The sequence below is a fragment of the Taibaiella chishuiensis genome, assembly GCF_003014535.1.
Taxonomy (GTDB): Bacteria; Bacteroidota; Bacteroidia; order Chitinophagales; family Chitinophagaceae; genus Taibaiella; species Taibaiella chishuiensis.
This window is the reverse complement of record NZ_PYGD01000001.1, coordinates 716,245-742,123: the sequence shown is the minus strand read 5'-3', so window position 1 is coordinate 742,123 and position 25,879 is coordinate 716,245. Positions and strand designations below refer to the sequence as shown.

Genomic DNA, 25,879 nt, shown 5'->3' with positions numbered 1-25,879 from the left:
GATGTTATTAAAGTTTGAGTAATAATCAGGCGTGTACCACGTCCAGCCCGGCTTTGGTCTGCATCATCAGTTTCGATGCGGCCACGATGGCCGGCGTATCAAAACCGCATTCTGCATGTTGCTCTTCGGGTTTGCCATGTTCGATAATACGATCAGGAATACCCAGGATCTCGACCTGTGGTTTGTAATTATGGGCATTGAAAAACTCGAGTACGGCGCTGCCAAAACCACCGACCACGGTACCGTCTTCAACAGTGATCACCCTGGAGAATTTGCGGCCGATCTCGTGCAGCATGGCTTCGTCGAGTGGCTTTACGAAACGCATATCATAATGCGCAGCATCGATACCCTCGGTAGCCAGTTCGGTACAGGCCTTTACGGCAAAGTTGCCCGGGTGACCAATAGTAAGTATGGCCAGGTCCTTGCCGTCTTTAATCTTACGGCCCTGCCCTATCGTTATTTTTTCGAACGGCGTTTTCCATTCCGGCATCACGCCCTGCCCGCGCGGGTAGCGGATCACGAAGGGGTTTACCGTTTCGTCGAGCTGTGCGGTATACATCAGGTTACGCAATTCCTGTTCGTTCATGGGTGCGCTCACGATCATGTTCGGAATGCAACGCATATACGCCAGGTCATAGGCCCCGTGGTGCGTACCGCCGTCGTCGCCTACCAGGCCGGCACGGTCAAGGCAGAAGATAACCGGCAGGTTCTGGATCGCCACATCGTGCACCACCATATCGTAAGCCCTTTGCATAAAGGAGCTGTAAATATTGCAATACACCTTCATGCCCTGCGTAGCGAGGCCTGCGCTGAGCGTAACGGCATGCTGTTCGGCAATACCCACATCCAGCGCACGATCCGGCATTTCTTCCATCATATACTTCAGCGAGCAACCGGAAGGCATGGCGGGTGTAATACCCATGATCTTCGGGTTGGCTTTGGCCAGTTCGATAATGGAATACCCGAATACATCCTGGTATTTGGGCGCCTGTGGCATGTCGAATACTTTCTTATTGATCTTACCGGTAATCTTATCGAAAATACCGGGGGCATGCCAGAGGGTCTGGTCTTCTTCGGCCAGCTTATAGCCTTTGCCCTTAACGGTTTTGATATGCAGGATCTTGGGTCCCTGGATATCTCTCAGGTCTCTAAGCGTCTCCACCAGTTTGGTTACGTTATGCCCGTCTATAGGACCGAAATAACGCAGGCCCAGCGCTTCAAAAAGATTACTGGACTTGGAGATGGCGCCCTTCAGGCTCTCTTTCAGTTTAGAGGCCATATCACGCTGGAATTCCGGGTAAGGCAATTTGCCCAGCAGGCTCCAGATATCGTCGCGCAGTTTGTTATAAGTATGCGAAGTAGTGATGTCGGTGAGGTACTCTTTGAGTGCACCCACATTGGCATCAATACTCATATTGTTATCGTTGAGGATAATGAGGATATTGGCATTGCTGACACCGGCATGGTTCATGGCTTCGAAAGGCAGACCGGCGGTCATGGCGCCATCGCCGATAACGGCAATATGCTGGCGGTCTGTTTCGCCCTTCAGCTTGGAGGCAATAGCCATACCCAATGCTGCAGAGATCGAGGTGGAAGAGTGGCCAACGCCGAAGGTATCGTACTCGCTCTCGTCTCTTTTGGGGAAACCGCTGATACCATTCAGCTTTCGGTTGGTATGAAATACCTTGCGCCGCCCGGTAAGGATCTTATGCCCGTAAGCCTGGTGGCCTACGTCCCATACCAGCTGGTCGTAAGGGGTATTCATTACATAATGCAAAGCTACGGAAAGCTCTACCACACCAAGGCTTGCGCCGAAATGGCCGCCATTCACACTTACGCTGTCGATAATAAACTGGCGCAATTCATTACATACCTGCTGCAGTTGCATTTTATCCAATTTCCTCAAATCGGATGGCAATTCAATCTGGCTGAGCAAAGGACCGGCAGGAATCTCTCCCATTAGCATTCAATATATTTTAAGACAATAGGCAAAAATACGAAATATTACGGGTTATTAACTGATTTTATCTCCTGATTATTGTCTTAAAGCCTTTGTAAAAAGGCTGTAGAGGCCTTGCCGGGATTAGTGCTACCTTTGTGTTGCAAAACAAGACTATGCGGATTTTAAGAAATACAGGCTGCTACCTGCTGTTGTTGCTGTTGACTACAGGCATACAGGCAACCGCGCAAAGCGCGAAAGGAACGGGTAAATGGAAGGCCGAACAGCTGATCAGCCCGGAAATACTGGCTGCCCGCATCCAATCGGGCGAAGCCGCCAATATGCTTATCCTCAATACCGGCCCCGTAGAAGACATTCCCGGCGCGGTCCATATCGGTGAAGTAGAAAAATCGGCCAATGTAAAAAAACTGGCCCGCTTCCTGGATGACCAGCCCCGCGACAAGGAGATCGTGATCTATTGCGGTTGCTGCCCCCTGTCCGGCTGCCCCAATATCGAACCGGCCTATAAAAAGCTGGCACAAATGAAATTTACCAATTTCAAAATCCTGAACATGCCCCAGGACCTGCAGGAAGACTGGATCGACAAAGGTTATCCCATGCCTGCTAAAAAGTAAAGAACGGCCCGGCATGAAAAAAGATTTGTCTGTTGTACCACAACTTTGCAATTTGCAGCCATGATAGCTCCCACCCCCGAACAGTTACAGGCAGGTTATGTGTTGCTGGTAGATAAGCCCCTTACCTGGACCTCGTTTGATGCCCTGAATAAATTGCGCAGGCAGATGAAAGCCAAGATCGGGCATTGCGGCACACTCGATCCGCTGGCCACCGGCCTGCTGATCTGCTGTACCGGCAAAATGACCAAAAGCATTACCGAATACCAGAAACAGGCGAAGGAGTATACCGGCATTATCCACCTGGGCGCCACTACCCCAACCTACGACCTCGAATCGCATCCCGAAAACTTCCGGCCATTCGAACAACTGACCGAAGCGGAGATCCGCAAGGCAACGGAACCTTTTACCGGCGCCATTTTCCAGGTACCGCCCGCCCACTCTGCCATACAGAAAGACGGCAAACGGGCCTACGAACTGGCGCGCGAAGGCAAGGAAGTAAAACTGGAACCGAGGGCCGTAACCATAACGGAATTTGAAATCACGAAAATAGCGTTACCCGAAGTACATTTCAGGGTAGCCTGCAGCACGGGTACCTATATCCGCTCGCTGGCCCACGACTTCGGTGCGGCCCTGGGTTGCGGCGGTTACCTGCAGGAGTTGCGCCGTACCAAAATCGGCGACTTCGATGTGGCCGATGCACTTACCGTAGCCGAGTGGATCAAACTGCTTAACCCGGATGCCGCCGAACACGAAGGACAGAAAAAGCAACGCGAGCACCGCAGCATTACCGCCAAGACAACCGGCCGGCCGGCCACACCCGGCACCGGTGGCAATAACACGGCACAACAGGAAGACTCGTTATAACCCTTTATCGCATTACATATAAAAGGGCGGAACCAATACGGTTCCGCCCTTTTATCGAACCAGCAAGGGTTACAGGTTGCTGATCACTTTGTCTTTGGGATATTTTACAGAGTAACTGATCCGTACCGTTTGCGTGGCGCCTGGCGCCAGGTCCAGCTTCCAGGTCAGCACCCCGGTTTCTTTATTGATCTCCGCACCCGAAGCTTCCAGCAGTTCCACTTCCATATTGTTGTCGGTAGCTACCGGGTACTGGTCTTTCAACAGCAGGGAAACCGCTTCCCGCTTGCCATTGCGCAGCCGGATCTCGTAAGTGAAGGTTTGTTTTTTCGTACTGCCCAGCAATTTCACACCCGACTGTTCCATAACCTTCTCTCTTTTGATCGTGATCTTTTTATCGCGGCCCATACTCAGGTTCAGGGTATCTGTAGTAGCATAGGGGTTCAGGTACGATTTGCCCACATACATATTTTCCAGGATGATATTGGCCTCGCCGGGCAAGAGGTTCAGCTTTTCGTATTGCGATACCTCGGCCATCAGGAAGGCATCGGGATCGGCTTTAGGTACGGCATAATACTTGTAACGCACAGGCAGGCTGTATTCCTTCAGCGACACGCTGTGCGGCTTATCGTTCGAGGCGATATCGTAAGGCAGTTCCACATCGAAAGTAGTGCTCAGCTGGTTTTCGACCAATGCGGTATAATTGCTCAGGCTCCTGTCTTCCGCGGCACTCGTTTCCACCTGAATACCGGGAGCAGCGCCTTCAATAGCCCGTGTAACGGAGCTTTTGGCTTGTATCCGGTTCTGGTAGGCGCTCTGGTTGGCATAATAGGCGGGCGACCCGTAACGCAGCATCCAGGCCTGCAACTGCGGTGCATTGCCGCTTTGTGCAGGGTTGCCGGTAGACAAGGTCAGTTTTACTTTTTTCCAGTCGAGCCCTGTATTCTGCACCAGGTTTGCTTTATAGAGGATCTTCAGGTTGCTGTTGGTGTTCTCTGCCCGCAGGTCGTAAAAGGCCGTCCAGCCGGCATTGGGACTGATATAGGAGATATTGAATTCAGAGCTGGCCGCACTGCCGGCCATAACCTGCACCAGCAGCTGGCCGCCGGCGCCGCTGCGATCGCGGCTTTCCTCGGCAAGTTGTTGCTCGAGGCGTGCTACTATTTTTTGTTGCTCTGCCTGCTTTTCGGCGATCGCGATCATATTGTTGCTGAGCTCTACCTGTTTGGCTTTATTGTAGTCTACCATTTTGGCCAGCTCGGCCACGTTAACCCCGGTATTGGCGCCGCCGATAGCCTGGTTCTTTTCCAGTATTTTGAGCGCGTTCTGTTCTGCGTTGTAGGCGGCTTCCAGCCTGCTTAACCCGCGCCGCGCAGACTTCAGGCTATCTTCGACCCGCAGGTAAGCCGGTGTACGGTTTTCCTGTTTCAGGTAATCGCGGGTAAAGCTTACCGACATAATGGTAACATTGGCGCCGGCGCCGATACGGATACTGTTTTCATCCAGCACATTGGCCACATTGTTGATCAGGATCTCGCTGCTGCCTGCCGGTACTGCGATTTTGGCCTTGTGGTTCATTTCCACGCCGGTGCTGTATACGGTTACCGATTCCAGGTTGGCCTGGGTGATAACGGGGCCCTGCGCCCATGCCTGCCCGGCCAGCAGCAGGGTAAGGCCACATAAAAAAGATTTCATAGCGGATATGATTATTTTGTTTCGGATCATACTTAAAGGATGGTATAAGCAGGATGCAGGTTGTAAACGGATTGCACAAAAAAAATAGCGCGTATAACAAAATATTTTTTTCGCCCCGAATAAATAAACGGCTGCAAATGCTTGCGGGCAGGGCATCCTGGCTTATGCATCCTCGCCGAATTGTTGCCGGCAATCCTGTGCTGCACAATTTACTTTAATTTTACCGGCCTGCCGGAACCAATACCCCTATGCTGCACAAAACAAAAGGTATCGTACTGCGTACGATCAAATATGGAGAAACCAGTGTGATCTGTTCTGTATTTACGGAGCTGCTGGGCCTGCAGTCGTATATGATCAAAGGTGTTCGTACCACCAAAAGCAGGACCAGCAAGGCTAATTTGCTCTTCTCCTCTTCTATGCTGGATATGGTCGTGTACCTGCAGCCGCAGAAGAACCTGCAGCTTGTAAAAGAATTCCAGGCCGCCTACCTGTACCGCACCATGCAGGAGCATGTGGCCAAAAACGGGGTAGCGGTATTTGCCATGGAGATCCTGATGCAGCTGATCGCCGACCATGATCCTGCGCCGGAGTTATTTGCCTTTACAGAGGGATTCCTGAAACAACTGGATGCACGTCCCGTACAGGATATTGCCAACTTTCCCCTATTTTTCCTGATACAGGCGGGCAGGCTGGCGGGTTATCATCTATCGGGCAATTACACGCCCGATACGCCCTATGCCGATCTCCACGAAGGCCGGTATACGGCTTCGCTATCGATACTGCCGCCCTTTATTGAAGGCGCCGAAGCCGACACGATAAGCAGGCTCAATGCCGCACCCGATCTCGATACTATTGTGGGTATACGGCTCAGCAATACAGAACGGCGACAAGCGCTGGATCATTTTATTACGTTCCTGCAGTTACATGTTGCCCATTTCCGCGAATTGAAATCGCTGCCGGTACTTACGGCTATTCTTTATTAGCCGCCTTGCGCCGGAACATACGGTTGCCCAGCTTTACCAGGTATTTGCGGAAAAAACGGAACTGCCCCAGCGGGATGCTGATCAGCAGTACGCATAATGGCCAGAGGATAGTGGCCAGCAGGATAGAGATAAATACGCCTGCTACACCGCCGGGCAGACCAAGCTCACTTTTGATATGACGTCCGAGGTAGGCGCATAAGCTGCCGCCCAGGGCGAAGGTGCAAAGAATAAGTACTACCTGGAAGATATTTTTTACCTGCCATTTTCCTTTCAACTTCGTCAGCCATCCCTTCTTTTCCGGCTGCTGGCCGGGCGCTTCAGAACGGTCTTCTTGTTCTTCCCAATTATCATTTACTTCTTTGCAGCAACTCTTCATATCTGAACGGAATAGGGGCAAATATATAGGTTTCTGTTATCGTGCACTTTCAAAATCGGGAAAATTTAGTTGCCGGGATCAGGAAACTTTACCGGTTGCTCTTTCGTATTCAAAGCTTCCCAGAGCGCGTCCTTCAGTTCGACGATGCCCGTATTGGTTACCGCCGAAATATACAGGTGTGGGATCTCTTCGGGCAGTTCTGCACTGATGGCATCCCGCAGCTCTTCGTCCAGCATATCGCCTTTACTGATGGCAATGATCATTTTCTTATGCAGCAGTTCGGGGTTATACTGTTCCAGTTCGCTGTACAACACTTCGAATTCGCGGGCATGGTCGTCGCTGTCGGCGGGGATCAGGAAGAGCAGTACCGAGTTGCGTTCGATATGACGCAGGAACCGGTGGCCCAGGCCCTTGCCTTCGGCGGCACCTTCGATAATACCCGGCAGATCGGCCACGCAGAAGGAGCGGTCGCCGCGGTACGGTACGATGCCCAGTTGCGGGGTTAACGTGGTAAAAGCGTAATTGGCTATTTTGGGTTTGGCCGCAGAGATCACGGAGAGCAGTGTAGACTTACCCGCATTCGGAAACCCTACCAGGCCCACATCGGCCAGCACTTTCAGCTCGAGGTATTTGTAGCCTTCGATACCCATCTCGCCGGGCTGTGCATATTCGGGCGCCTGGTTGGTGGCCGATTTGAAATAGGTATTGCCCAGGCCGCCGCGACCGCCCGGAATCCAGATCACTTCCTGGCCGTCTTGCAGTATTTCGGCTTCTACTTCGCCGGTTTCGGCATCTTTGGCGATGGTACCCAGGGGCACTTCGATAATCACATCCTTACCACTGCGGCCGGTGCAATTGCTGCCCGAGCCTCTTTCGCCGTCTTCGGCATGTACGTGTTTATAATACCGCAAATGCAGCAGCGTCCAGAGCTGGGTGTTCCCCCTCAGGATGATATGGCCGCCACGGCCGCCATCGCCGCCATCGGGGCCAGCATGGTCATTATATTTGGTTTGTGCAAAGTGCATACTGCCCGCCCCTCCTTTACCGGAGCGACAGAATATCCTGATGTAGTCGACAAAGTTTTCCATAATTACCGTATAGGCCCGGTGCATTGCTGTGGCGGATATATACTGCTACGAGCAGCGCCGGGCGATCAGTGGTCCTCAATTTCCAGCTGCAAAGATGCGTTGATTTTTTCTTTTCCCCTGCTTTATCTTGTCTATTTGCCGATAAGTTGCCGGGGCCGGGGCCCGGAATGCCGAAAGCGCACCGTTGCCGGTACGCTTTCCAAATAGTAGTTACAGTTATTTCAGAGCACAGATCAGGCCGGCTGCAGGTGCTTATCGATCTCTTTGCGCAGCAGCACAAATGTTTCGTCGATAGAACCATCGCCCTTGATGCGGGTATGTTTACCCTGGCGGGCATAGTGCTCGGACACGGGTTCCGTTTTGCTTTTGTATTCAATGATGCGTTTTTCGATCACATCTTCCTGGTCGTCGGAACGGCCGGAGTCGGCGCCGCGGGCAATAAGCCGGCGCTTCAGTTCGTCTTCCGGTACTTCGAGCGACAACAGGGCGTTAACGGCTGTATTTTTCAACTGCAGCAATTTATCCAGGGCTTCTGCCTGTGCCGTAGTACGGGGAAAACCATCAAAGATAAAGCCACGGGCATCCGGGTTCTCGTCGAGCTTGGAGCCTATCATTCCGATCACTACCGCATCCGGTACCAGTTGTCCCTGGTCCATGAATTTTTTGGCTTCGAGGCCTAAAGCAGTTTTACGGTCTATTTCATCGCGCAGCAGATCACCGGTGGAGATGTGATTTAATTTGTAGGTGGTGATGATATTGGCAGATTGTGTGCCTTTACCACTACCGGGAGGTCCGAATAAAATTAAATTGAACATAGGCTTCCAGAATTTTTTTAAATGACGGCACAAATGTAAGCAATCAGCGACAAAGGTAAAGGGTGATATATATCAATTTTCCAAAAGTGCACTGAACTCTGCCTCCAGGGTATGCCCTTTATCCTGTGTGTACCAGGTATGCATCTGCTTTTCAAATTCGTCGAAGGGCTCGGGGTTTGCCTTTTGCTTCCACGCCAGCAACAGGGCATGTGCAGGCTCAGGGCGCGGCCCCCATTTAAACAGCTGGCGGTCTTCGCGGTCGAAGGCTACCAGTATCGGTATGCTGCGGGAAGTGCCATTGGTCAGGTACTGATCCATGATGCCCGGGTTTTCGTCGCGCAGTACAATGCGCAGGTTGATCTTACCGGCTGCGGCCGCAGCCATTTTTGCAATCGCGGGCAGGTTCTGTGCACTGTCGCCACACCAACCTTCGGTAATCACCCACCAGTCCTGGGGTTTTTGTTTTTTTATTTTGTCCTGCAGCTCCTTACCGATCTCGTACGTTTTATTCCAGCGGCGCATGCGTTGCAGGTTCAGCTTTGCATAGTGCAGGTATTCTTCGCTCTGGTTGGTACCGGTGGTCCTGCCTTCGGTCAGCAGGTTATCGAGCAGTTCCAGGAACTGGTCGTAGGTATAGCTTTTTGTAGCTGTAGCAAAAACGGACATAATAGGATCTTGTTTAGCGTGTCGTAAAAGAGAAACGTTTCGTTTGCAAGGTTACTTATATTTCCTCGAAAAAAGCCGGCTGATCATTTCCGGTCCGGCGGCAACCAGGTCGCCGGGTTGCATGCCTTCCATAGTAATGCTGCCTATGCGGTACCGGATCAGGCGCAGGGTAGGCAGTCCCACGGCTGCCGTCATTTTACGCACCTGCCTGTTCTTGCCTTCGACCAGGCAAAGCGATAACCAGGATGTAGGTATATGTTGCCGCACCCTGATGGGAGGATTACGATCGGGAACTACCGGCGTATCCGGCAATAAGCCGGCATATGCTTTCCTGGTCTGGTAGGCTTTGCCTGCTACCTGGATACGTACACCTTTGCTGAGTTGTTGTAATGCGGTATCGGTAACCAATCCTTCTACCTGTGCCCAGTATTCGCGTTCGTGAAGAAAAAGCGGGTTAAGCAAACGGTGGTTCAGTTGCTTATCGTTGGTAAGCAGCAACAGCCCTTCGCTATCGTAGTCGAGCCGGCCAACAGGATAAACATCTTTTTTTAATCCCTTCAGGTAATCCGCGAGTGTTTTCTTCCCTTCTTCCGGAGAAAACTGCGTTAGCGTTTGGAAGGGTTTATAAAATAAATAGTACTCGAAGGCAGCATGCATAATTAAATTATGTATAATAAAATCCTTACAGGAAGCGGGTTTCAGGATTGATTAAAATAAAAAACCCCGCTTTTTGAGGAACGGGGTTTTTATAAGGAGGGGTTAGTAAGTACTTTTGTAACACAATATTAATAAGTATTTCGTGGTTTGAGAAATTTTTTCAAAAAAAATATTCACAAAAGAAACAAAAATGTGGATAACCTGAATCTTGTTCCCTGCGGGCATCAGCGACGAGCAGTATCATTTTTAATGCATGCAGGCAACTTGCAGCACAAAAAAATTGCAGCGCTAATGTACACAGTGCTATCTTTACACTCTAAAATAAACACGGTGTATGCGTTTTGAAACCCCGGTAGCGGCAGCGTGGATTGCCAGTTATATCGATGCTAAACTTGTTGGCGATGAAAGCCTGGAAGCCACGGGAATCAATGAGATCCATAAGGTAGTGCCCGGCGATATCTCGTTCGTCGACTTTGAAAAGTATTATAACAAAAGCCTGCATTCTGCGGCTACATTCATTATCATCAATAAAGAAGTGCCGCGGCCTGAAGGCAAGGTGCTGTTTGTATGCGACGATCCTTTTGCAGCGTATGTAAAAATCGTAAAGCGCTTCCGCCCTTTCGAACCCGCTACACAAATGATCAGTGCAAGCGCCAGCATCGGCAGTGGTACGCAGGTACAGCCCGGTGTATTTGTCGGCAACCATGTTACGATCGGCAAGGATTGCCTGATCCATCCCAACGTAACGATATACGACCATTCCGTAATCGGCGACAATGTGATCATACATGCCGGTGCGGTAATCGGCGCAGATGCCTACTACTACAAGCGCAGGAAGGAACGGCAGGTACAGTATGATAAACTGGAAAGTTGCGGCCGCGTAATTATTCATAACGATGTGGAGATAGGCGCCGGTACAACGATCGATAAAGGCGTAAGCGGCGATACCATTATCGGCGAAGGCACTAAGATCGATAACCATGTGCACATAGGCCATGGCGCTGTGATCGGTAAGAACTGCCTGTTTGCCGCGCAGGTGGGCATTGGCGGCAAAGCCATTATCGAAGATGAGGTGATCCTCTGGGGACAGGTAGGCGTAAGCAAAGACCTGACCATCGGCAAAGGCGCAGTGGTATACGCGCAAAGTGGTGTGGCCTCTTCCATCGAAGGCGGTAAAACTTATTTCGGTTCGCCGGTAGAAGAAGCGAAGACCAAAATGCGCGAGCTGAACTGGATTAAACGTATCCCGGAATTATGGGAACGTGTGACCAAACCATAAAAATGTATCGACCCATCTATAGCAACAGCGCCTTGTATCCGGTATACAAGGCGCTGTTTTATTAAAACGGTAAAGCAGTTGCAACCCGTTAAAACATGGCGATGATCTCGCGTGCGGCAGCGTCAGAAGCCCTGCCTGCGCCAAGCAATTCCCAAAGCCCGGTATAGTCGCTCTGCAGGGTTTCCCGGCGTTCGGTATCGTCGACCAATGCCGTTAATTCGGCAAGCAGGCGCTGTTCGTTGAGGTCGTCCTGTATCAGTTCCGTAACCGCGGGTTTATTGAGAATAAGGTTGACCAGGGAAATGTATTTTACTTTGACCAGCTTACGGGCAAGCCAGTACGAGAGCGGATTACCTTTATAACAAACAATTTCGGGCACACCGAACAATGCGGTCTCCAGGGTTGCGGTGCCACTGGTGACGAGCGCAAAGGAGGCTTGCTTCAGCAGCTCATACGTTTTACCTGCTGCGAGCAGTACGTTGTGCCCGCCGATCATCTCGTCGTATATAGCGCGCTCCTGGCCCGGCGCCTGCGCTATTACGAACTGGTATTGCGGAAAGTGACGCACCATGCTCAGCATCACAGGCAGCTTTTTACGGATCTCCTGGCTGCGGCTGCCGGGCAGTAAAGCAATGATCTTACGGTCGCTTAAAGGTTGCGTAACGGGTTTCTGTAATTCGGCTTCCACTACTTCGGTAAGCGGGTGGCCTACATAGGTAACCTCGTAATTATGTTTTTTGTAAAATCCTTTTTCAAAAGGCAGGATGACCAGCATCTTGTCTACATATTTCCGGATCTGCTCCACGCGTCCTTCTTTCCAGGCCCATACCTGGGGCGAAATGTAATAACATATTTTGATGCCTTCTTTCTTCGCCCATTCCACGATACGGAGGTTAAAGCCGGGATAGTCGATCAGTACGAGCACATCGGGTTTAAAGGCCAGTATATCTTCCTTACAGAATTTCAGGTTGCGCATAATGGTACGCAGGTGTAACAGCACTTCCACGAAACCCATGAAAGCCAGGTCCCGGTAGTGTTTGACCAGGGTAGCCCCGGCCTCCTCCATTTTGTCGCCCCCCCAGCAACGTACGGTTGCCCGGGCATCGTGTACATGTAAGGCTTTGATGAGATTGCTCCCGTGAAGATCGCCGCTGGCCTCTCCTGCTATGATGTAATACCGCATACTATGAATTGAAAGCGCACAAGCTCCATGGCGGAGCGTAGTTGATAACGTGTGCAATTTATAAAAGTTTAACGGCAGGCCTGCATAAAAATTGTAGCCTTAGCCGGCAGTGCTGCCATCGACCAGGGTATTGCGGGCAATACGGGTGCCGGGAGCCAGGGTAAGGCCTGCTTTTACATGTGCCGCGCCGCCGATATATACCTGGGGATAAAGGTGTACGTAATCTTCGATAACGGCGTCATGATCGACACATACCCCCGCATTGATGATCACATGTTTGCCGATGCGTGCACCGGTCTGCACCACGGCATTGGCCAGGATTATGGTACCCGCGCCGGGTTGCACATCGGCAGCTACCACGGCAGTAGGATGAATGAGTACCGCAGGCTCGTGTTGCAGGGCCGATGCGATCCTGCGTCTTATTTCGTTATTACCGATACCGATCACGATCGTAGCACCCGGGAAAGCGGCGGTATCGTAACCTTGTACCGGTATACCGTCGAGAATTGTTGCTGTTGCGTTGTCGTCAATAAAAGCAAGTGGCTTACTGCCCTGCGCACGCAGCAGGTCGGCAATAACACGGGCATGTCCGCCCGCCCCGTATATCAGGCAATTGTTCATAACAACCTTGTTTTATTTACGCATCAGTACCGGTTTGACCACGATATAAATGAGTGCAAGCGGCAGGCAGACCAGCAGGCCGGTGATCACGAAATTAAAGCCGGTAAAGATAATGACCGCGTTAACAAGCAGCTGCAGCAAGCCATAGGCCGAAGAAACAACCAGGTGTGACACTTTGCGCTCGTTGGCCAGGATCTGGTAAAAGTGAAGCCGGTGCGCCTCAAAAATATTCTGCTTCAGGATAAGCCGGTGTATAATGGTGAGTACGGCATCGACGCCATACACGGCCAGGAAGAAAACATATTTGGGATCGCCGGTTGCAAGGATGATCAGCAGCAGGATGGAGATGATCCAGAAGCCGATGCTGACACTGCCCACATCGCCGGCAAAACACTTCGCCTTTTTACGGAAATTAAAAAACAGGAAAACGATACAAGCCAGGATAGCAGCGACAATAAAAGGACTGTCGGTCACCTGCTGTACCGACTCGTTGAAGTAAAGACAGGAAAGCAGGATGGCCAGGCTGTATACCCCGGTAATACCATTGATGCCATCCATAAAGTTGTAGGCATTGATCGTACCTATGATCATGACGTAACTGAGTACTACGGCCCATACCGGTAGCAGGGCAAAGGCATGCACGGCATAGAGCATAGCCGTAACGGATAAGAGATGTACCAGTATCCTTACTTTGTTGGGCAGGCTGCTTACGTCGTCCCAAAAGCTAACGATACCTATGGCCAGCATACCGGCCAATAAATAACCGAAAGAGGCTACGGGATGCGCCAGCTGGAAGAACAGGCCATAAAGCACCATAGCCACCGGGAAGATCACACCGCCACCCCGCAGGGTAATGGTCGTATGCGAACTGCGCTGGTTGGGCTTATCAATAATGTTGTACTTATCGGCAATGCGGAAGTAAACCAGCATGGCCAGGAACAGTAGTACAGTAATGATAATATAGGTCAGCGTCATAGGATAGATTAAATTATATTATGCAGCGCGAAAGCTTTCGATGGTTTTCTTCAGCCCCTCGGCCGCCGATACCGGCAATTGCTCCAGGTTCAGGGCCTTTTTTATTTTCCGGTTGGATACGACATAGTTCTCCGTCAGCTTTTTCAGCTTTTCGGTACTCAGGGGCAGGTGCAGCACATCGCCTACCCTGGCCATCGCCTTCAGCAGACCTTGCGGAATGGCCATGAGGCGCTGCTTACGGCCCAGTACATTGCCGATGATGGTAACCAGTTCGTTGGTAGACAATACGGCATCATCGGCCAGGTTATAAATGCCCGAAGGCACCGATGGCCTTGCCAGCAGTTCCTTTACGACAAAGCTCAGGTTATCTACGCTCAGGTAAGAGCGTTTATTTTTAAACGCCGCCAGCGGATACGGGATACCTTTGGTCACAAATTTATAGAGCAGGTTCAGGTTGCCTTTGTTACCGGGCCCGTGTATCATACAGGGCCTGATAATAAACAGCCGTTTACCGGCAGGCAGGGGCCGGGCCAGCAGGTAAGCTTCGGCCTGCTGCTTGGACTGGCCGTAGGGCGTGGCCGGTGCGGGCACCACCTCCTCCGTAAGCACATCGGGTACACTATCGGCCGCGGCTTTTACACTGCTGAAATAAATAAAGTCGCGGGCATCGCTTTGCAGGAAGCGATCGAACAGTTGTTGCGTAAGTTCCGTATTGATCTTAAAATATTCCGAAGCCTCGCTGGTATTTTTTACATCATGCGCTTTGCCCGCCAGGTGAATGATGGCATCGTAATGCGCAGGCAACTGCTGTTGCCAGTTGCCGCGAACACTTAATGGGGTAATATCATGGCCTGCCTGCTTTAGATAAGGCACCAGGTTCTGGCCAACAAATCCGGTAGCGCCGGTTATAACCGTCTGCATAGGTCGGGAAATTAAAAGAGATGAATCAGCTTTTTTTATCTTCTAAAATGGCAATCAGTTTATCGAGCAATAACTCGCGTTCGAAATTCTGATCGAAATAATGTTTGGCATTCCGGCCCATAACCTGCGAGGCTTCTGCTCCGGCAGCGTAGAGGGTCAGTATCTTTTCGGCCAGCAGTTCGGGCTGCCCTGCGGGGGCCACTACGCCGGCTTTGGCCTCATCGATGATTCGTGCCCCTTCGCCATTTAAAGACCCGATAATAGGTCGCGCACAGGCCAGGTAGGATTGCACTTTGGAAGGGATCGTAAGATCGAAGGCCGGGTTGTTTTTCAGGCATACGAGCAGGGCGTCGGCACAGGCAAAAAAGTCGGGCATATCGCTGCCGGGAAAAGAACCCAGCAAATGGAAATTAGCCCCGATACCAAACTCCTGCACCTTCTGCTCAACAAACTCTTTTTTCCTGCCGTCGCCCAGGATAACGAAATGGATATCGGGCTGGCGACCGATCGCGATCCGCGCGGCTTCCAGTATGGTTTCGAAATCCTGCGACTCACCGATATTGCCGGCAAACATGATCCGGTAGCCCTCCTGCGGCACCTTAGCCCGGATATGCTCCTGCGGCACTACCTCGCGGTAAAAGGCCTCTGTAGAGTTGGGATAATAGATCAGTTTTTCCCGGGGCACTCCCTGGTTCAGGATATAGTTGGCAAAACCTTCCGACTGGATCAGGATCTTTTCGCAGTTGCGGTAAATCCATTTGGTAAGCCGGTTCAGGCTATTCAGGATCGTTTTATTGCGGATCTGTCCCGCAGCAGAAACGCTTTCGGGCCACAGGTCCTGTACCCAGAAATAAACCGGTATCTTCAGCTTCCTGCCCAGCATTACGGCAGGTATACCTACGGTAACGGGCGAAGGTTCATACACAAATATCTTATCGAAGCGTTCCTTGATAAACAATGCTTTCAGAGTAGCGAAAAATGCGAAGGAAAGATAATTGGCCATGAGCCGCATACCGCCGCCTTTCCCCCTAGGCAACAGGGGACTCCTGTAAATATTGATGCCTTCCCATTGCTCCCGGCCCTTTTTAAAAAACGAATAGCCCTGCTCGAAGGTGCCCTGGGGATAATTGGGCTTGCCGGTAAGCACGACAATTTCAAAGCCCCGCTCCTTGAGGCCCAGCACAAGGTCGTTTATCTTAAAGCGTTCTGGCCAGAAATACTGGGTAACAATCAGGATCTTCATGAATAACTGGAATAAAGTTCCGGGTGCTGCAACATCCACTGCCGCATTTCCGTAATCATATCTTCATAAGCAGGTACGGCGAAGTCGAAATCCGTTCGCGTATTCACCAGGCTCTTGTCAATTTTATAATGATCGTCGGGCTGTATATTCATCTTACCATCGCGGAAGGTGGTATTGAACAGCCCGACCAGGTCGTATTTCGATATCTTCTCCGGGTATACCAATTGATAAAGGCCTTTCAGATCCTGTTTTATGGCCTCGTGTATGGCCCTGGCCAGCACCATCGTGGTTACGCCGGTCCAGTATGCACGGGTAAAACCTTTAAGCGTGGCATCGCTGCCCTGCCCCATAAACCAGTGAAACAGGCCGATACCACCGGCTTTCAGCTCTGGACCGATAATGGAAGTGCGGAAGGTCAGGTCTTTTCCGTTGACCACTTCGCCCAGCGCTTTGGATTGGGCATAGTAGCCGATACCATCTTTCGGAGCCTGCTCGGTGTACCCACCGGTCGATTTGCCGGAAAACACACAGTCGGTGCTGATATGAATCAGCCTGAAACCATAGCGGCTGCCCCAGTGCTCCAGCAGGTGCGGCAGGTAGCTATTGTACCATACCGCTTTATAGGAATGGTCTTCGGCATCTTTATTGAGGATACCGATACAATTGATCACCACATCGAATTTACGGCCGGCAATAAACTGCTCCAGCGCCTGAACATCCGACACATCCAGGTTGACCAGGCCGTCGTTTTCATCACCGCCTCTTGCAATGCCGGTAACCGTGTAAGCATCCATGCTACCGAGATACGCGGTGATTACATGACCGGCCATACCTTTAGCACCCAATACCAATATGTTTTTCATAAATCAGTTTTTATCCCAGATCACTTTATTGACAATGGGGGTATAGCTCTGTATAATTTTAATCACCCTTTCGGAAGTATTCTCGACGGTATACTCCCAGGGCAGGCGCGTGTTTTCGTCGATTGCCAGCCCCTTCGTGATCTCAATCGAATTCAGGATCTGGTCGCGGGTAATGCCGCCGAGCACGATCGTACCGGCATCAACAGCTTCGGGACGTTCGGTACTGGTCCTGATGCTTACCGCCGGGAAGCCCATCATTGCCGACTCTTCGCTGATGGTGCCGCTATCCGACAGTACTACATAGGCCTGCTTCTGCAGTTGTACATAATCGAAGAAGCCGAGCGGGATAATGTTTTTGATCAGGGGATGAAATTTCGTTCCATTGGCTTCGATCCGCTTTTGGGTACGCGGATGGGTAGAGAAGATGATGGGATACTGGTACTTTTCGGCAACGGCGTTAAGACCATCCACCAGGATTTCGAAATGGTTCTTGATATCTATGTTCTCCTCGCGGTGCGCACTCACCACGAAGTATTTACCGGCTTCGAGGCCAAGCCGCGTCACTACGTCGCTTTGTTCGATCTTATGGCTGTATTTGCTCAGTACTTCCCGCAGTGGAGAGCCTGTAACGAATACGTGGTCCTTACGGTACCCTTCGCTCAGCAGGTAACGGCGGCTGTGTTCGGTATAGGTAAGGTTGATATCGCTGATATGATCGGAGATTTTACGATTGATCTCTTCCGGTACGTTCTGGTCGAAGCAACGGTTGCCCGCTTCCATATGGAAGATCGGTATTTTAAGCCGCTTGGCTGCAATCGTACACAATACGCTGTTGGTATCGCCCAGCACCAGCAGGGCATCGGGCTGCTCTGCAACCAGGATTTCGTAGGACCGGGCAATTACATTACCGATGGTCTGCCCCAGGTTATCGCCGGCTACGTTCAGGAAAAAATCGGGTTTACGCAACTCCAGGTCTTCGAAGAAGATCTCGTTGAGCGCATGGTCGTAATTCTGGCCGGTATGGATCAGGATATGATCAAAATACTGATCGCACTTCTTAATACATTCTGCCAGCCGTATGATTTCTGGCCGGGTGCCTAATATCGTAGCTACTTTTAATTTCTTCATAGGGTAAAGCTATCTTGGATAGCCGTTTTTTTTGAGTCAGGGTTTTACCAGGTATACCATTTGCCTTTGTCGTAGCGGAAGTCGTCGGCAGACGATTCTTTTACGGAAGCATCCGAATAGATGATCATTTTAGAATTGGGCTCCAGGGCTTTGAAACCGGAAGCATAACCGCCCGGTACATGCAGCACCTGGCTATCGCCGGCATGGAGCAGGAATTCGGCCGTTTCCAGGTCGGGGGAGGGCGCCTCCCAGTTGTCGGGTGCGACAAGTACGAGCCGGAAGCTCCCGGATACCACATAAAACCATTTCTGTTCTTTACGGTGTCCCTGCCAGGCCCTTACGATATCGGTATCGGGATGCTCGATCACATAGAAGCGTTTTACTTCCTCCATCACAAAGTCGTTTACGAACGAGATCGTACCTCTTGCGTCCGTATGTCTTCCACCCTGTATTATCTGCGGCATGTTTCTCTTTTTTAGCGATCAGCGATTATTAATCGGGGTATTGCAGCAAACCCTCTTCTTTAAAGATCTCCTTGCGGATCAGCGGCAGTTTGGCCAACAGGGTCTTCATACCCGCCACATCCTGCTGTTCTGCGTTATGCGAGTGGTAATCCTCTACTTTGGCTATGTCCTGCTCGCCTTCGAAGAAGTACTGGTTATAATTCAGGTCGCGGTTATCGGCCGGGATCCGGTAAAAGTCGCCCATGTCTTCGGCTTTCAGCATCTCTTCGCGGGTACACAGGGTTTCGTAAAGCTTTTCGCCATGGCGGGTACCGATGATCTTGATCTCGTTATTGGCTTGGCTCATTTCGAGCAGCGCCTGGGCCAGGTCGCCGATGGTACCGGCGGGGGCTTTGTTGACAAACAGGTCGCCCTGGTTACCATGTTCGAATGCGAATAAGACCAGGTCTACGGCCTCTTCGAGCGACATCAGGAAACGCGTCATTTGCGGATCGGTGATGGTAATCGGTTTACCTTCTTTGATCTGGTTGATAAACAGGGGTATTACCGACCCCCTCGAGCCCATTACATTGCCATAACGGGTAAGGCATACGGTGGTAATATTGTCGATAATATTGCGCGAAGCAGCGACGGCTACCTTTTCCATAAGCGCCTTGGATATACCCATGGCATTGATCGGGTAGGCCGCTTTATCGGTGCTCAGGCATATTACCTTCTTTACTTTATTGGCAACGGCCGCATCGATAGTGTTCTGCGTACCGAATACATTGGTTTTCGTGGCTTCGATGGGGAAGAATTCGCAGGAAGGCACCTGCTTCAACGCTGCGGCATGAAATACGTAATCTACACCACGCATTGCCCTTTCCACGCTATTATAATCCCGTACATCGCCGATATAGAACTTGAGCTTGGGATGATTGAGGGCAACCCGCATATCATGCTGCTTTTTCTCATCCCGGGAAAAAATACGGATCTCTTTGAAGTGGTCGGTATGCAGGAACCGGTACAGCACCGCACTTCCGAAGGAACCGGTACCGCCGGTGATCAGCAGGGTTTTATTTGTAAATTCCATAGTAATTTGTTACTTGACTTTAGTTTCCAGGAAGGCTTCCAGTTCTTGGCCGATCTGTTCCCAGGATTTCAATTCATTGCACAATAATCGTGCCTTTTCTATTTTGTCCGCCATAGCGCCCCTTTCGGCGAAAGCATGCGTTATCGCTGCAAAGATATCATTCACATCTGTAGGATTAAAATAATAAGCCGCTTCTTTGCAGACCTCCGTAGCGAAATCCATATTACTGGTAAAGACGGGACGGCCAAAATGCATGGCTTCTATATAGGTACCCGAAAAGGATTCAAGGAGCGTAGGCAGGAAAAGCCCCTGGTGCGCCTCATACAACGCAGGGATCTGGTCGAAGTTGATATGCCCGGCATTGTGGATCACGGTGTCGAGCCCCAGCCGCTGCACTTCGTCCAGGAACTGTGCCGCCGCGCTGCTTTCGCTGCGGTCCAGCGTAACCGTGAATTTAATAGCGACATCTTTGCTTTTGATCAGCTGCGCCAGCGGGATCAGGATATCGAAATTCTTATGCGGATAGTGCTTGCTGAAGAACAGCAGCTTTACCTCTTTAAGCGGCGTAGAGAGGTCCAGCGGCGCTACATCGCTTATACTGGTAAAGGATACGCCGTTGGGCATGATCCCTACCTGGCTTCCTGTAAACGGGTATAGTTTTAAAAAGCGCGACACCATTGTTTGGGTCTGGAGCAACACGTGATCGGCATTTTTCAGGTTCCGTTTTATAAACCCGACCATGGTACGCAGCAGCAGCCGGTGTTTCAACGAAAGCCGCTTCCATACCGGGCTTTCGGGGTATACGATATAGGCCAGGTGGATCAGCAGGGATTGTGGTACCCGTGCCGGGAACGCAATGTTGCCCAGGCTCAGGATATAACCGGCCTTGTATTTTTGGGCAAGACCGGGCAATACCTTATTGTTCAGGTAATATTTAAACCAGGGCTTATTGTACTTTTCGGGTATAACTTCTACCTGGATCCGGCCCCCTTCGAAAGCCTCGTACCCGCAATTAAACGGCGCGATAACGACAATACGGTAAGGCAACTGCTCCTGCCTGCTTTTGAAGTAGTTGATGATATTCATACCCACTGTTTTGCCCCCGCCGAAACGCAGGTTGGCACAGTTGATCAGTAACATATTGTCTGCCAATGGTCGTATTTTATTTTATCTAAAAATTGTCCTGTTTTATTTTTTCGAACCTAAGAATTTTCTCCCTATTTTCAGGAAAAGGGCCGGGCTGACCAGCAATACGGATAATAATCCGGCCTTAAACACCTCTCTTTTATTCATTTTAGCAGCCATTACCCGCAGGCTGCCGATTTTCAGTCTTTTACGGCATTCTTTTAAAACCGGCGCTATCTGTGCCTTATCGGTTGCAAAAACAGTATTGGTACTGATATTGAACAGGGCATTGAGCTCATAGATTTTAAGGGCTCCGCGCAAGGCGGCTGTCGACGTGCTGTTTGCCTTTACATTACCGATGGTTTGATCCAGGAACTTAAATATTCCCGGCAGCTCGGGGTTAAACCTCCGGCTCAGCGAACTGGTGCGCTGTATGTAATTGTATAGCGGATCCGGTACCACCCTTGCTTTTCGCGTATTGAGGAGCAGGTTAGGCAAGGTTAACATGTCCTCGTAAAGCATTTTTGCGGGAAACCTTACCGCTCCGAATACTGACTTGCGGAAGAGGTGTTTTACAATTTGCGCCTGGTACTTGCCTGCCAGCATGTCGATCAGCAATTCGGTGCCGGTAATAGCCTCCTTGTAGTCCGGCTGGGGCAATGCTTCGGTAGTTTCGCTCTCGGGGAAGACCAACCGGATACCACAGGCGCTCAGATCCATCCCGGGCGTGAGCAGTTGGTACAGCCGTTCCAGCATGTGTAACTCGATCGTATCGTCGCCATCCAGGAAAATAACGAATTCCCCTTTTGCCGCTTCGAGGCCACAGTTTCTCGCCACAGACAGACCGCCGTTGAACCCGTACTCCAGGATCCTGTATGGTATGGTGCCCTTACGCTTCAGAAAATTATCGGCAACGCTTACCGAATCGTCATTGCCTTTATCGTCTACAAGCAGAATTTCGAAATCACGGAAAGTCTGGCTGCAAATCGACTCCAGGCAAGCTTCAATATAGGGCGCTACATTATAAACAGGAATAATGATACTGATCTGTGGCGTCTTTAGGTTATCCATTTTTATGCGGGCACTATTTATGTTGCTGCAGGTCTTTAGCCTGTCTTTAGTATTTATAAGCAATAGACTCCGGGCTTACCGGAAGCGAAGCAGGTATAACCGGCATTACCGGGGCCTGGAGGTACCGGCAGTACACTGGCGTGCCGGTGTGCGGCCGCCCCAACGCCTGATCGTATTGCCGTTCCACTTTACTTCGGCGGTGCTGTTGGCCGGCGCGATGGTCTTGCCACCGTGTATATAAGCGCTTTCACTGCGTAAATAAAAGGTATTATTTTCCAGGCTGATATTGTCATCCTGGAGGATAGTATTGTCGTTACCTGTTATTTCCTTACCCCCGTTGGCATAAATTATCGAATTGGAAATCCGCGACATCCTGCCCGGAGCCGATTTCAGGTAATGCCAGGGCCGTTTGGTGTATACGTCAAACGTACAATTATCCATCGTTACATAATCCCAGTTCTGGTTGCCCCCGGGTGGATATATTAATATCGTACTGGTGGGCACCAGCGACTGCCGGGATTTCCCATAGTAGCAGTCGGAGAACAAACACCGTTTAAAGCTATAACCTTCACTTGCCGTAGCGGCATTGCTTTGCGCGATGAGCACATAACCGTAAATATTGCAATCTGTAAACTGCAGCGCTTTGTGCCTGCCGATGTCGAGTGCAATGCTGTTGCCCACGGTATTCACGTTGATGATATTACATTTCGTAAAGGATATATTACGTACTTTACCTGCCCCGGAGGAAACAGCAACAGAAGTATTACGGCTGTTCTCGAAAGTACAGTTATTAAAAGTTACATTCTGGATCACGTAATCGGACTGTTCCGGCTCCAGGTCTACCCCGGCCTGCAAGCCGCTGTACTGGAGCTCTCCCATGCCGGTATTGGTAAACTTACAGTTATTTACCTGCACCCCGTCGGCAAAAAGGATGCTCATGCCCTGCCGGCCGTTATAGTCGGCCACACAATTATCGAAGCGTATATTCTTCTTAACAGTCGATGCATTAAAGATCAGGAAACCATCCAGCCCGAAACGTTTAGCCGTTACATTGCTGATGCTTACGTTTTCCGAATAGTTGATAAAGATACCGTAGTGTTCCTGCTGGATACCCTGCGAAGCCGCCAGGTGCCTGCCCCCCACCTTCATTTTGCCCGGGTAGAAGTTACCGTCGAGCACCAGGTTGGAGATACGGACATTACCACAGTTAAATATATTGATACATTTTCCAAGTGTAGCCGCTTCTTTATGTACGTCCACACCCTTGGCGGCCTGGATATTCTGGGGCATGCCGGCCATGGTAAAATAGCCGTACTGCATATTGTCTTTGTACTTTAAGATGGCCTGCCCGGCTCCTGCAATTTCGATATTGCTTTGGTAGCCGACGTCTTCGCCCCCGATATTCATTACATTGCTCCCCGTCATGTAACGGCCTTCTTTATTAGCCACCTGCCGGCCTACCCTGTAAGTACCCTGCGGAATAACCAGTTTGCAATTGCCTTTCCTGGCATTGATAAAGGCAGCGGCTGCATCAAAAGCGGGCTGATCGTCGGCAGCGCCATTACCAATTGCCCCGAAATCTTTTTTAAGATCGAGGGTTAGTATACGGCTCTTGTCGGTATGTGTGCGATTGGCCGCACTGTAAACAAGCACATTTTTTTGCCCCTGCGCCTGCCCGGCACAGGCAGCCAACAATAACAGCATCAATAGGTGATATAGTCTGCGTTTCATTGTTTTGCGTTTGTTTCTAATGATTATGCTGCCACTTTACCGGCCTCTTTATTGGCCTCATCGTTAAGGTACAGGTTTTTGAAAAAAGTAAGCCTTTCTGCTCCGAGAATATAAAGCAGGAGCAGCATTTTTACTACCGTATAACTTCCCAGTATTGCCTGGTATTTAATTTCAAGCAGGTAAAAAAGTATGACAACCACAACGATCAATGTACTCAAACGTTCTTTTTTCAGATACAGTTTGCTTGCCCTCCAGGCGATAAAGGGCCAGAACGCATAAATAGCAAGGCAACCTAATATGCCGCCATAGTACAACATCAACAGGTAACCGGAATCCGAAAATTCGGTAAGCACCACTTCTCCTCCCCTCGAGGTGCGATCTGGACCACCAAACCACCAGGAGTAGGTATCCTGTGGCGTAAATTGCCAGTGGTTGTCCAGAAGGTCGTCCGACGAACCGGTTTTCAGTTCGCCGGTTTCTTCATATTTGTTGTAAGCCTCGAAAGTCCAGTCCGCAAAGGCTTCCACTTTCTCCATGGTATCGTTGTCGGCTACACTGCCCAATACCCCGGCGCCTAGGGTAAAGACGATCAGGAGCGAGAACAGCAGGAATTTGGCAACCTTTACGATATTGTATTTCGATCTGAGCATCAAACCTACAAACACGAAACTAAATACAACGTAGAAGGTACGTGCGGCAAGCATGCCGGAAATAAAAGTCAGGATAAAGGCTACCCCGTAAAGTGTATAGGAAAGCGCCCTGCGCGATCCTTTTTGTTTTAAGGTAAGCGACAGGTAGATGATCAGGTTACAGATGATACCGTTTAAAACGGCGATACCCAGTTTACGGTCCGAAGCCAGTGCCAGTCCCCTGAACTTCATGGCGTTGAGGTTAAGATCCTGGCCCATATTGCCATCCCAGCTTTTCAGCGTCTCGAATATGAATAAACGCAGCGGGTTATACACAATAGCGACGATCATGATCATCGCCTGTATGACCACAACGACGATGGCCAGGTTGATAAGGGTGCGCACATTGTAATTGGACAGGCACTTTACGATATAAAACCCGCCTAAAAAGCAATCGAACGTAAACAGGATAATAACATAAGGGTAGTTATAACCTTCGAAAAAAGTAAAATGTACGAAAAAGCTATAAAGCAGAATATACGCCAGCAGCAGGAAGATTACCTTGTTGTAATGCCGGTAATAGCGGTTGGTAAATAGCTGCGGGATGTAGTGCGGATGAAGAAACAGGTTGACGATACTGATCATCATCACCACTTTCGAGGAAGAAAACGGGATCCCGAAACCATTTAAGGGTATATTGTAAAAATATAGAAATATAATAATGATCAACCACACCTTTTTCCATAAGGGCACACTCCCATATAAACCCGGGTTAGCATTATATTGTTCTATATACTTGGTATAATAATTCACAAACGTTGTCGGTTTACTGGGAATGAACTATTTGACGGTTTTAAAAATATTGTCGATCCAGGAAGAAAGCGAAAAGCCCGAAAATGACTGCTTATTATCTTCAGGCACCGGTGGCAACACGAATTGCTCCGCATCAAAGATCGTTATATTCTCAGGATTGTAAAACGACTCGTTTTTGATATTAACATTTGTGGTCCACAGGTGGCAACCGGAAGCCAGAGCCTCGAAGGTCCTGATCGTAAGACCGGTCTGGGCCGGGTGCGGCAGATCTACGACGATCCGGGTGTCGGCCAGGATTTCCTTCCATTTATTTTTGGGGATCGAGACGAAGGTGATACCCTTGAAATTGTTAGACCAGCGCATTACCTTTTTTACAAAACTCAATTTCTCCGCCAGGAAATTGCTTACGAAAAACCATACCCAGGGCTCATAAAGCTTGAACAGGTAGGATCGCTGCTGCGCTTCACACTGTCTTACAATTTCCGTACCCGTAATCAGCCGGTGTTTGCGCCCATAGCCCAAAATGGTAAAATCGATTTTCCGTTCAGACATCGGCTTGTCCTTCGTTTCGAAAAAGTGCATTAAGGCAAACAGGGGCAGATAGTGAAACCGGTGATCTGTACTATCCTTATAATCGAAGGTGAGTACGCTATCGAAATAATGGGTAAATGGCAGATAATTGAAATTATTAATACTATCCCATTCATAAAGCAGAAAAGGCGTCTGTGGGTACAGTGCCTTAAGGGCAGATAAAAAACTATGGGAAAGCAGTGCGCTTCCCCTTACAAAAAAGATATAATCGAAGTCTTGCCCCTTTATTTTCTTCAGGATACCCTGCTCATACTTACGGATTACCCAGGGCTTGAGCTTGCGCCCTGCGCGCAGCGACAGGAACTCTGCATTGTACTTCTGGTAAGGGTCGTCGATAAACGTGGTTACCGAAGCGCCCTTATCGCGCAGGACCGTTTCCATGTCCTTGTAATATTCAAAATATTTGGTCGTAACAAAAAGGATCTTTTTATTATTTAACTTATTAACTTCCATAT

Annotated in this window: 25 protein-coding genes; 4 read left to right on the top strand and 21 right to left on the bottom strand. The window is 50.1% G+C overall.

Annotated elements, in window-relative coordinates:
• Positions 1 to 25 precede the first annotated feature (25 nt).
• Positions 26 to 1,960: a 1-deoxy-D-xylulose-5-phosphate synthase gene (dxs, locus tag B0I18_RS03160; protein WP_219905900.1), complete on the bottom strand. Its 1,935-nt coding sequence runs from the start codon at positions 1,958 to 1,960 to the stop codon at positions 26 to 28.
• Positions 1,961 to 2,115: 155 nt separating this feature from the next.
• Between dxs and B0I18_RS03155 the strand changes: the two genes are divergently transcribed.
• Both B0I18_RS03155 and truB read left to right on the top strand, forming a co-directional pair.
• Entirely contained in the window at positions 2,116 to 2,574 is a 459-nt protein-coding gene (locus B0I18_RS03155; protein WP_106521184.1) for a rhodanese-like domain-containing protein, read from the top strand.
• A 60-nt stretch (positions 2,575 to 2,634) separates the two neighbouring features.
• Entirely contained in the window at positions 2,635 to 3,438 is an 804-nt protein-coding gene (gene truB / locus B0I18_RS03150) for a tRNA pseudouridine(55) synthase TruB (RefSeq protein ID WP_106522035.1), read from the top strand.
• Between the two features lie 69 nt (positions 3,439 to 3,507).
• Here truB and B0I18_RS03145 read toward each other — a convergent pair whose 3' ends face one another.
• Complete coding sequence (locus B0I18_RS03145; protein ID WP_106521183.1) at positions 3,508 to 5,130, bottom strand: DUF4139 domain-containing protein; 1,623 nt, start codon at positions 5,128 to 5,130, stop codon at positions 3,508 to 3,510.
• 248 nt (positions 5,131 to 5,378) lie between these two features.
• Between B0I18_RS03145 and recO the strand changes: the two genes are divergently transcribed.
• Positions 5,379 to 6,113, top strand: a complete 735-nt coding sequence (recO, locus tag B0I18_RS03140) for a DNA repair protein RecO (protein WP_106521182.1) — start codon at positions 5,379 to 5,381, stop codon at positions 6,111 to 6,113.
• On the opposite strand, the gene B0I18_RS03135 is transcribed toward recO, so the two are convergent.
• The 5 genes from B0I18_RS03135 to B0I18_RS03115 all read right to left on the bottom strand — a co-directional run bounded on the left by B0I18_RS03135 (position 6,100) and on the right by B0I18_RS03115 (position 9,715).
• Positions 6,100 to 6,489, bottom strand: coding sequence for a hypothetical protein (locus B0I18_RS03135; protein ID WP_106521181.1), 390 nt, complete (start codon positions 6,487 to 6,489; stop codon positions 6,100 to 6,102). The genes recO and B0I18_RS03135 overlap by 14 nt on opposite strands.
• A 65-nt stretch (positions 6,490 to 6,554) precedes the next feature.
• Entirely contained in the window at positions 6,555 to 7,577 is a 1,023-nt protein-coding gene (obgE, locus tag B0I18_RS03130) for a GTPase ObgE (protein WP_106522034.1), read from the bottom strand.
• A gap of 233 nt (positions 7,578 to 7,810) precedes the next feature.
• Entirely contained in the window at positions 7,811 to 8,392 is a 582-nt protein-coding gene (locus tag B0I18_RS03125) for an adenylate kinase (RefSeq protein ID WP_106521180.1), read from the bottom strand.
• A 72-nt stretch (positions 8,393 to 8,464) separates the two neighbouring features.
• A complete protein-coding gene (locus B0I18_RS03120) occupies positions 8,465 to 9,058 on the bottom strand; it encodes a thioredoxin family protein (RefSeq protein ID WP_106521179.1) in 594 nt (197 codons plus the stop codon).
• Positions 9,059 to 9,109: 51 nt separating this feature from the next.
• Positions 9,110 to 9,715 carry a pseudouridine synthase gene (locus B0I18_RS03115; RefSeq protein WP_106521178.1) on the bottom strand — a complete coding sequence of 202 codons (606 nt, stop codon included), beginning with the start codon at positions 9,713 to 9,715 and terminating at the stop codon, positions 9,110 to 9,112.
• A 334-nt stretch (positions 9,716 to 10,049) separates the two neighbouring features.
• Between B0I18_RS03115 and B0I18_RS03110 the strand changes: the two genes are divergently transcribed.
• Positions 10,050 to 10,994 carry a UDP-3-O-(3-hydroxymyristoyl)glucosamine N-acyltransferase gene (locus tag B0I18_RS03110; protein ID WP_106521177.1) on the top strand — a complete coding sequence of 315 codons (945 nt, stop codon included), beginning with the start codon at positions 10,050 to 10,052 and terminating at the stop codon, positions 10,992 to 10,994.
• An 88-nt stretch (positions 10,995 to 11,082) separates the two neighbouring features.
• Here B0I18_RS03110 and lpxB read toward each other — a convergent pair whose 3' ends face one another.
• The 14 genes from lpxB to B0I18_RS03040 all read right to left on the bottom strand — a co-directional run bounded on the left by lpxB (position 11,083) and on the right by B0I18_RS03040 (position 25,877).
• Positions 11,083 to 12,177 carry a lipid-A-disaccharide synthase gene (gene lpxB, locus B0I18_RS03105; RefSeq protein ID WP_106521176.1) on the bottom strand — a complete coding sequence of 365 codons (1,095 nt, stop codon included), beginning with the start codon at positions 12,175 to 12,177 and terminating at the stop codon, positions 11,083 to 11,085.
• 99 nt (positions 12,178 to 12,276) lie between these two features.
• Positions 12,277 to 12,798, bottom strand: a complete 522-nt coding sequence (locus tag B0I18_RS03100; RefSeq protein ID WP_106521175.1) for a PglD-related sugar-binding protein — start codon at positions 12,796 to 12,798, stop codon at positions 12,277 to 12,279.
• 12 nt (positions 12,799 to 12,810) lie between these two features.
• Positions 12,811 to 13,773: an MraY family glycosyltransferase gene (locus B0I18_RS03095; protein ID WP_106521174.1), complete on the bottom strand. Its 963-nt coding sequence runs from the start codon at positions 13,771 to 13,773 to the stop codon at positions 12,811 to 12,813.
• Between the two features lie 18 nt (positions 13,774 to 13,791).
• Positions 13,792 to 14,694 (bottom strand): NAD-dependent epimerase/dehydratase family protein, encoded by a 903-nt coding sequence (locus tag B0I18_RS03090; RefSeq protein ID WP_106521173.1) that lies wholly within the window; start codon positions 14,692 to 14,694, stop codon positions 13,792 to 13,794.
• 25 nt (positions 14,695 to 14,719) lie between these two features.
• Positions 14,720 to 15,937, bottom strand: a complete 1,218-nt coding sequence (locus tag B0I18_RS03085) for a glycosyltransferase family 4 protein (RefSeq protein ID WP_106521172.1) — start codon at positions 15,935 to 15,937, stop codon at positions 14,720 to 14,722.
• Positions 15,934 to 16,800 (bottom strand): SDR family oxidoreductase, encoded by an 867-nt coding sequence (locus tag B0I18_RS03080; protein WP_106521171.1) that lies wholly within the window; start codon positions 16,798 to 16,800, stop codon positions 15,934 to 15,936. The genes B0I18_RS03085 and B0I18_RS03080 overlap by 4 nt, the downstream gene beginning before the upstream one ends.
• A gap of 3 nt (positions 16,801 to 16,803) precedes the next feature.
• Positions 16,804 to 17,928 (bottom strand): non-hydrolyzing UDP-N-acetylglucosamine 2-epimerase, encoded by a 1,125-nt coding sequence (gene wecB / locus B0I18_RS03075; protein ID WP_106521170.1) that lies wholly within the window; start codon positions 17,926 to 17,928, stop codon positions 16,804 to 16,806.
• A gap of 44 nt (positions 17,929 to 17,972) precedes the next feature.
• The gene (locus B0I18_RS03070; protein WP_106521169.1) at positions 17,973 to 18,392 is read right to left on the bottom strand and encodes a cupin domain-containing protein; all 420 of its coding nucleotides are present in this window, start codon (positions 18,390 to 18,392) and stop codon (positions 17,973 to 17,975) included.
• A gap of 28 nt (positions 18,393 to 18,420) precedes the next feature.
• The gene (locus tag B0I18_RS03065) at positions 18,421 to 19,464 is read right to left on the bottom strand and encodes a polysaccharide biosynthesis protein (RefSeq protein WP_181358317.1); all 1,044 of its coding nucleotides are present in this window, start codon (positions 19,462 to 19,464) and stop codon (positions 18,421 to 18,423) included.
• 9 nt (positions 19,465 to 19,473) lie between these two features.
• Positions 19,474 to 20,616, bottom strand: coding sequence for a glycosyltransferase (locus B0I18_RS03060; protein ID WP_106521167.1), 1,143 nt, complete (start codon positions 20,614 to 20,616; stop codon positions 19,474 to 19,476).
• Positions 20,617 to 20,652: 36 nt separating this feature from the next.
• Entirely contained in the window at positions 20,653 to 21,660 is a 1,008-nt protein-coding gene (locus B0I18_RS03055; RefSeq protein ID WP_106521166.1) for a glycosyltransferase family 2 protein, read from the bottom strand.
• A 105-nt stretch (positions 21,661 to 21,765) separates the two neighbouring features.
• Positions 21,766 to 23,391 (bottom strand): right-handed parallel beta-helix repeat-containing protein, encoded by a 1,626-nt coding sequence (locus B0I18_RS03050; protein ID WP_106521165.1) that lies wholly within the window; start codon positions 23,389 to 23,391, stop codon positions 21,766 to 21,768.
• A gap of 23 nt (positions 23,392 to 23,414) precedes the next feature.
• Entirely contained in the window at positions 23,415 to 24,833 is a 1,419-nt protein-coding gene (locus B0I18_RS03045) for a hypothetical protein (protein WP_106521164.1), read from the bottom strand.
• A 27-nt stretch (positions 24,834 to 24,860) separates the two neighbouring features.
• Positions 24,861 to 25,877, bottom strand: a complete 1,017-nt coding sequence (locus B0I18_RS03040) for a WaaS/CpsH family glycosyltransferase (RefSeq protein WP_106521163.1) — start codon at positions 25,875 to 25,877, stop codon at positions 24,861 to 24,863.
• Positions 25,878 to 25,879: the final 2 nt, after the last annotated feature.

What these genes read in the sequence shown, in the direction of transcription:
- dxs (WP_219905900.1), bottom strand. Translation starts at nt 1,960, where the DNA reads ATGGGAGAGATTCCTGCCGGTCCTTTGCTCAGCCAGATTGAATTGCCA.
- B0I18_RS03155 (WP_106521184.1), top strand. Translation starts at nt 2,116, where the DNA reads ATGCGGATTTTAAGAAATACAGGCTGCTACCTGCTGTTGTTGCTGTTG.
- truB (WP_106522035.1), top strand. Translation starts at nt 2,635, where the DNA reads ATGATAGCTCCCACCCCCGAACAGTTACAGGCAGGTTATGTGTTGCTG.
- B0I18_RS03145 (WP_106521183.1), bottom strand. Translation starts at nt 5,130, where the DNA reads ATGAAATCTTTTTTATGTGGCCTTACCCTGCTGCTGGCCGGGCAGGCA.
- recO (WP_106521182.1), top strand. Translation starts at nt 5,379, where the DNA reads ATGCTGCACAAAACAAAAGGTATCGTACTGCGTACGATCAAATATGGA.
- B0I18_RS03135 (WP_106521181.1), bottom strand. Translation starts at nt 6,489, where the DNA reads ATGAAGAGTTGCTGCAAAGAAGTAAATGATAATTGGGAAGAACAAGAA.
- obgE (WP_106522034.1), bottom strand. Translation starts at nt 7,577, where the DNA reads ATGGAAAACTTTGTCGACTACATCAGGATATTCTGTCGCTCCGGTAAA.
- B0I18_RS03125 (WP_106521180.1), bottom strand. Translation starts at nt 8,392, where the DNA reads ATGTTCAATTTAATTTTATTCGGACCTCCCGGTAGTGGTAAAGGCACA.
- B0I18_RS03120 (WP_106521179.1), bottom strand. Translation starts at nt 9,058, where the DNA reads ATGTCCGTTTTTGCTACAGCTACAAAAAGCTATACCTACGACCAGTTC.
- B0I18_RS03115 (WP_106521178.1), bottom strand. Translation starts at nt 9,715, where the DNA reads ATGCATGCTGCCTTCGAGTACTATTTATTTTATAAACCCTTCCAAACG.
- B0I18_RS03110 (WP_106521177.1), top strand. Translation starts at nt 10,050, where the DNA reads ATGCGTTTTGAAACCCCGGTAGCGGCAGCGTGGATTGCCAGTTATATC.
- lpxB (WP_106521176.1), bottom strand. Translation starts at nt 12,177, where the DNA reads ATGCGGTATTACATCATAGCAGGAGAGGCCAGCGGCGATCTTCACGGG.
- B0I18_RS03100 (WP_106521175.1), bottom strand. Translation starts at nt 12,798, where the DNA reads ATGAACAATTGCCTGATATACGGGGCGGGCGGACATGCCCGTGTTATT.
- B0I18_RS03095 (WP_106521174.1), bottom strand. Translation starts at nt 13,773, where the DNA reads ATGACGCTGACCTATATTATCATTACTGTACTACTGTTCCTGGCCATG.
- B0I18_RS03090 (WP_106521173.1), bottom strand. Translation starts at nt 14,694, where the DNA reads ATGCAGACGGTTATAACCGGCGCTACCGGATTTGTTGGCCAGAACCTG.
- B0I18_RS03085 (WP_106521172.1), bottom strand. Translation starts at nt 15,937, where the DNA reads ATGAAGATCCTGATTGTTACCCAGTATTTCTGGCCAGAACGCTTTAAG.
- B0I18_RS03080 (WP_106521171.1), bottom strand. Translation starts at nt 16,800, where the DNA reads ATGAAAAACATATTGGTATTGGGTGCTAAAGGTATGGCCGGTCATGTA.
- wecB (WP_106521170.1), bottom strand. Translation starts at nt 17,928, where the DNA reads ATGAAGAAATTAAAAGTAGCTACGATATTAGGCACCCGGCCAGAAATC.
- B0I18_RS03070 (WP_106521169.1), bottom strand. Translation starts at nt 18,392, where the DNA reads ATGCCGCAGATAATACAGGGTGGAAGACATACGGACGCAAGAGGTACG.
- B0I18_RS03065 (WP_181358317.1), bottom strand. Translation starts at nt 19,464, where the DNA reads ATGGAATTTACAAATAAAACCCTGCTGATCACCGGCGGTACCGGTTCC.
- B0I18_RS03055 (WP_106521166.1), bottom strand. Translation starts at nt 21,660, where the DNA reads ATGGATAACCTAAAGACGCCACAGATCAGTATCATTATTCCTGTTTAT.
- B0I18_RS03050 (WP_106521165.1), bottom strand. Translation starts at nt 23,391, where the DNA reads ATGAAACGCAGACTATATCACCTATTGATGCTGTTATTGTTGGCTGCC.
- B0I18_RS03040 (WP_106521163.1), bottom strand. Translation starts at nt 25,877, where the DNA reads ATGGAAGTTAATAAGTTAAATAATAAAAAGATCCTTTTTGTTACGACC.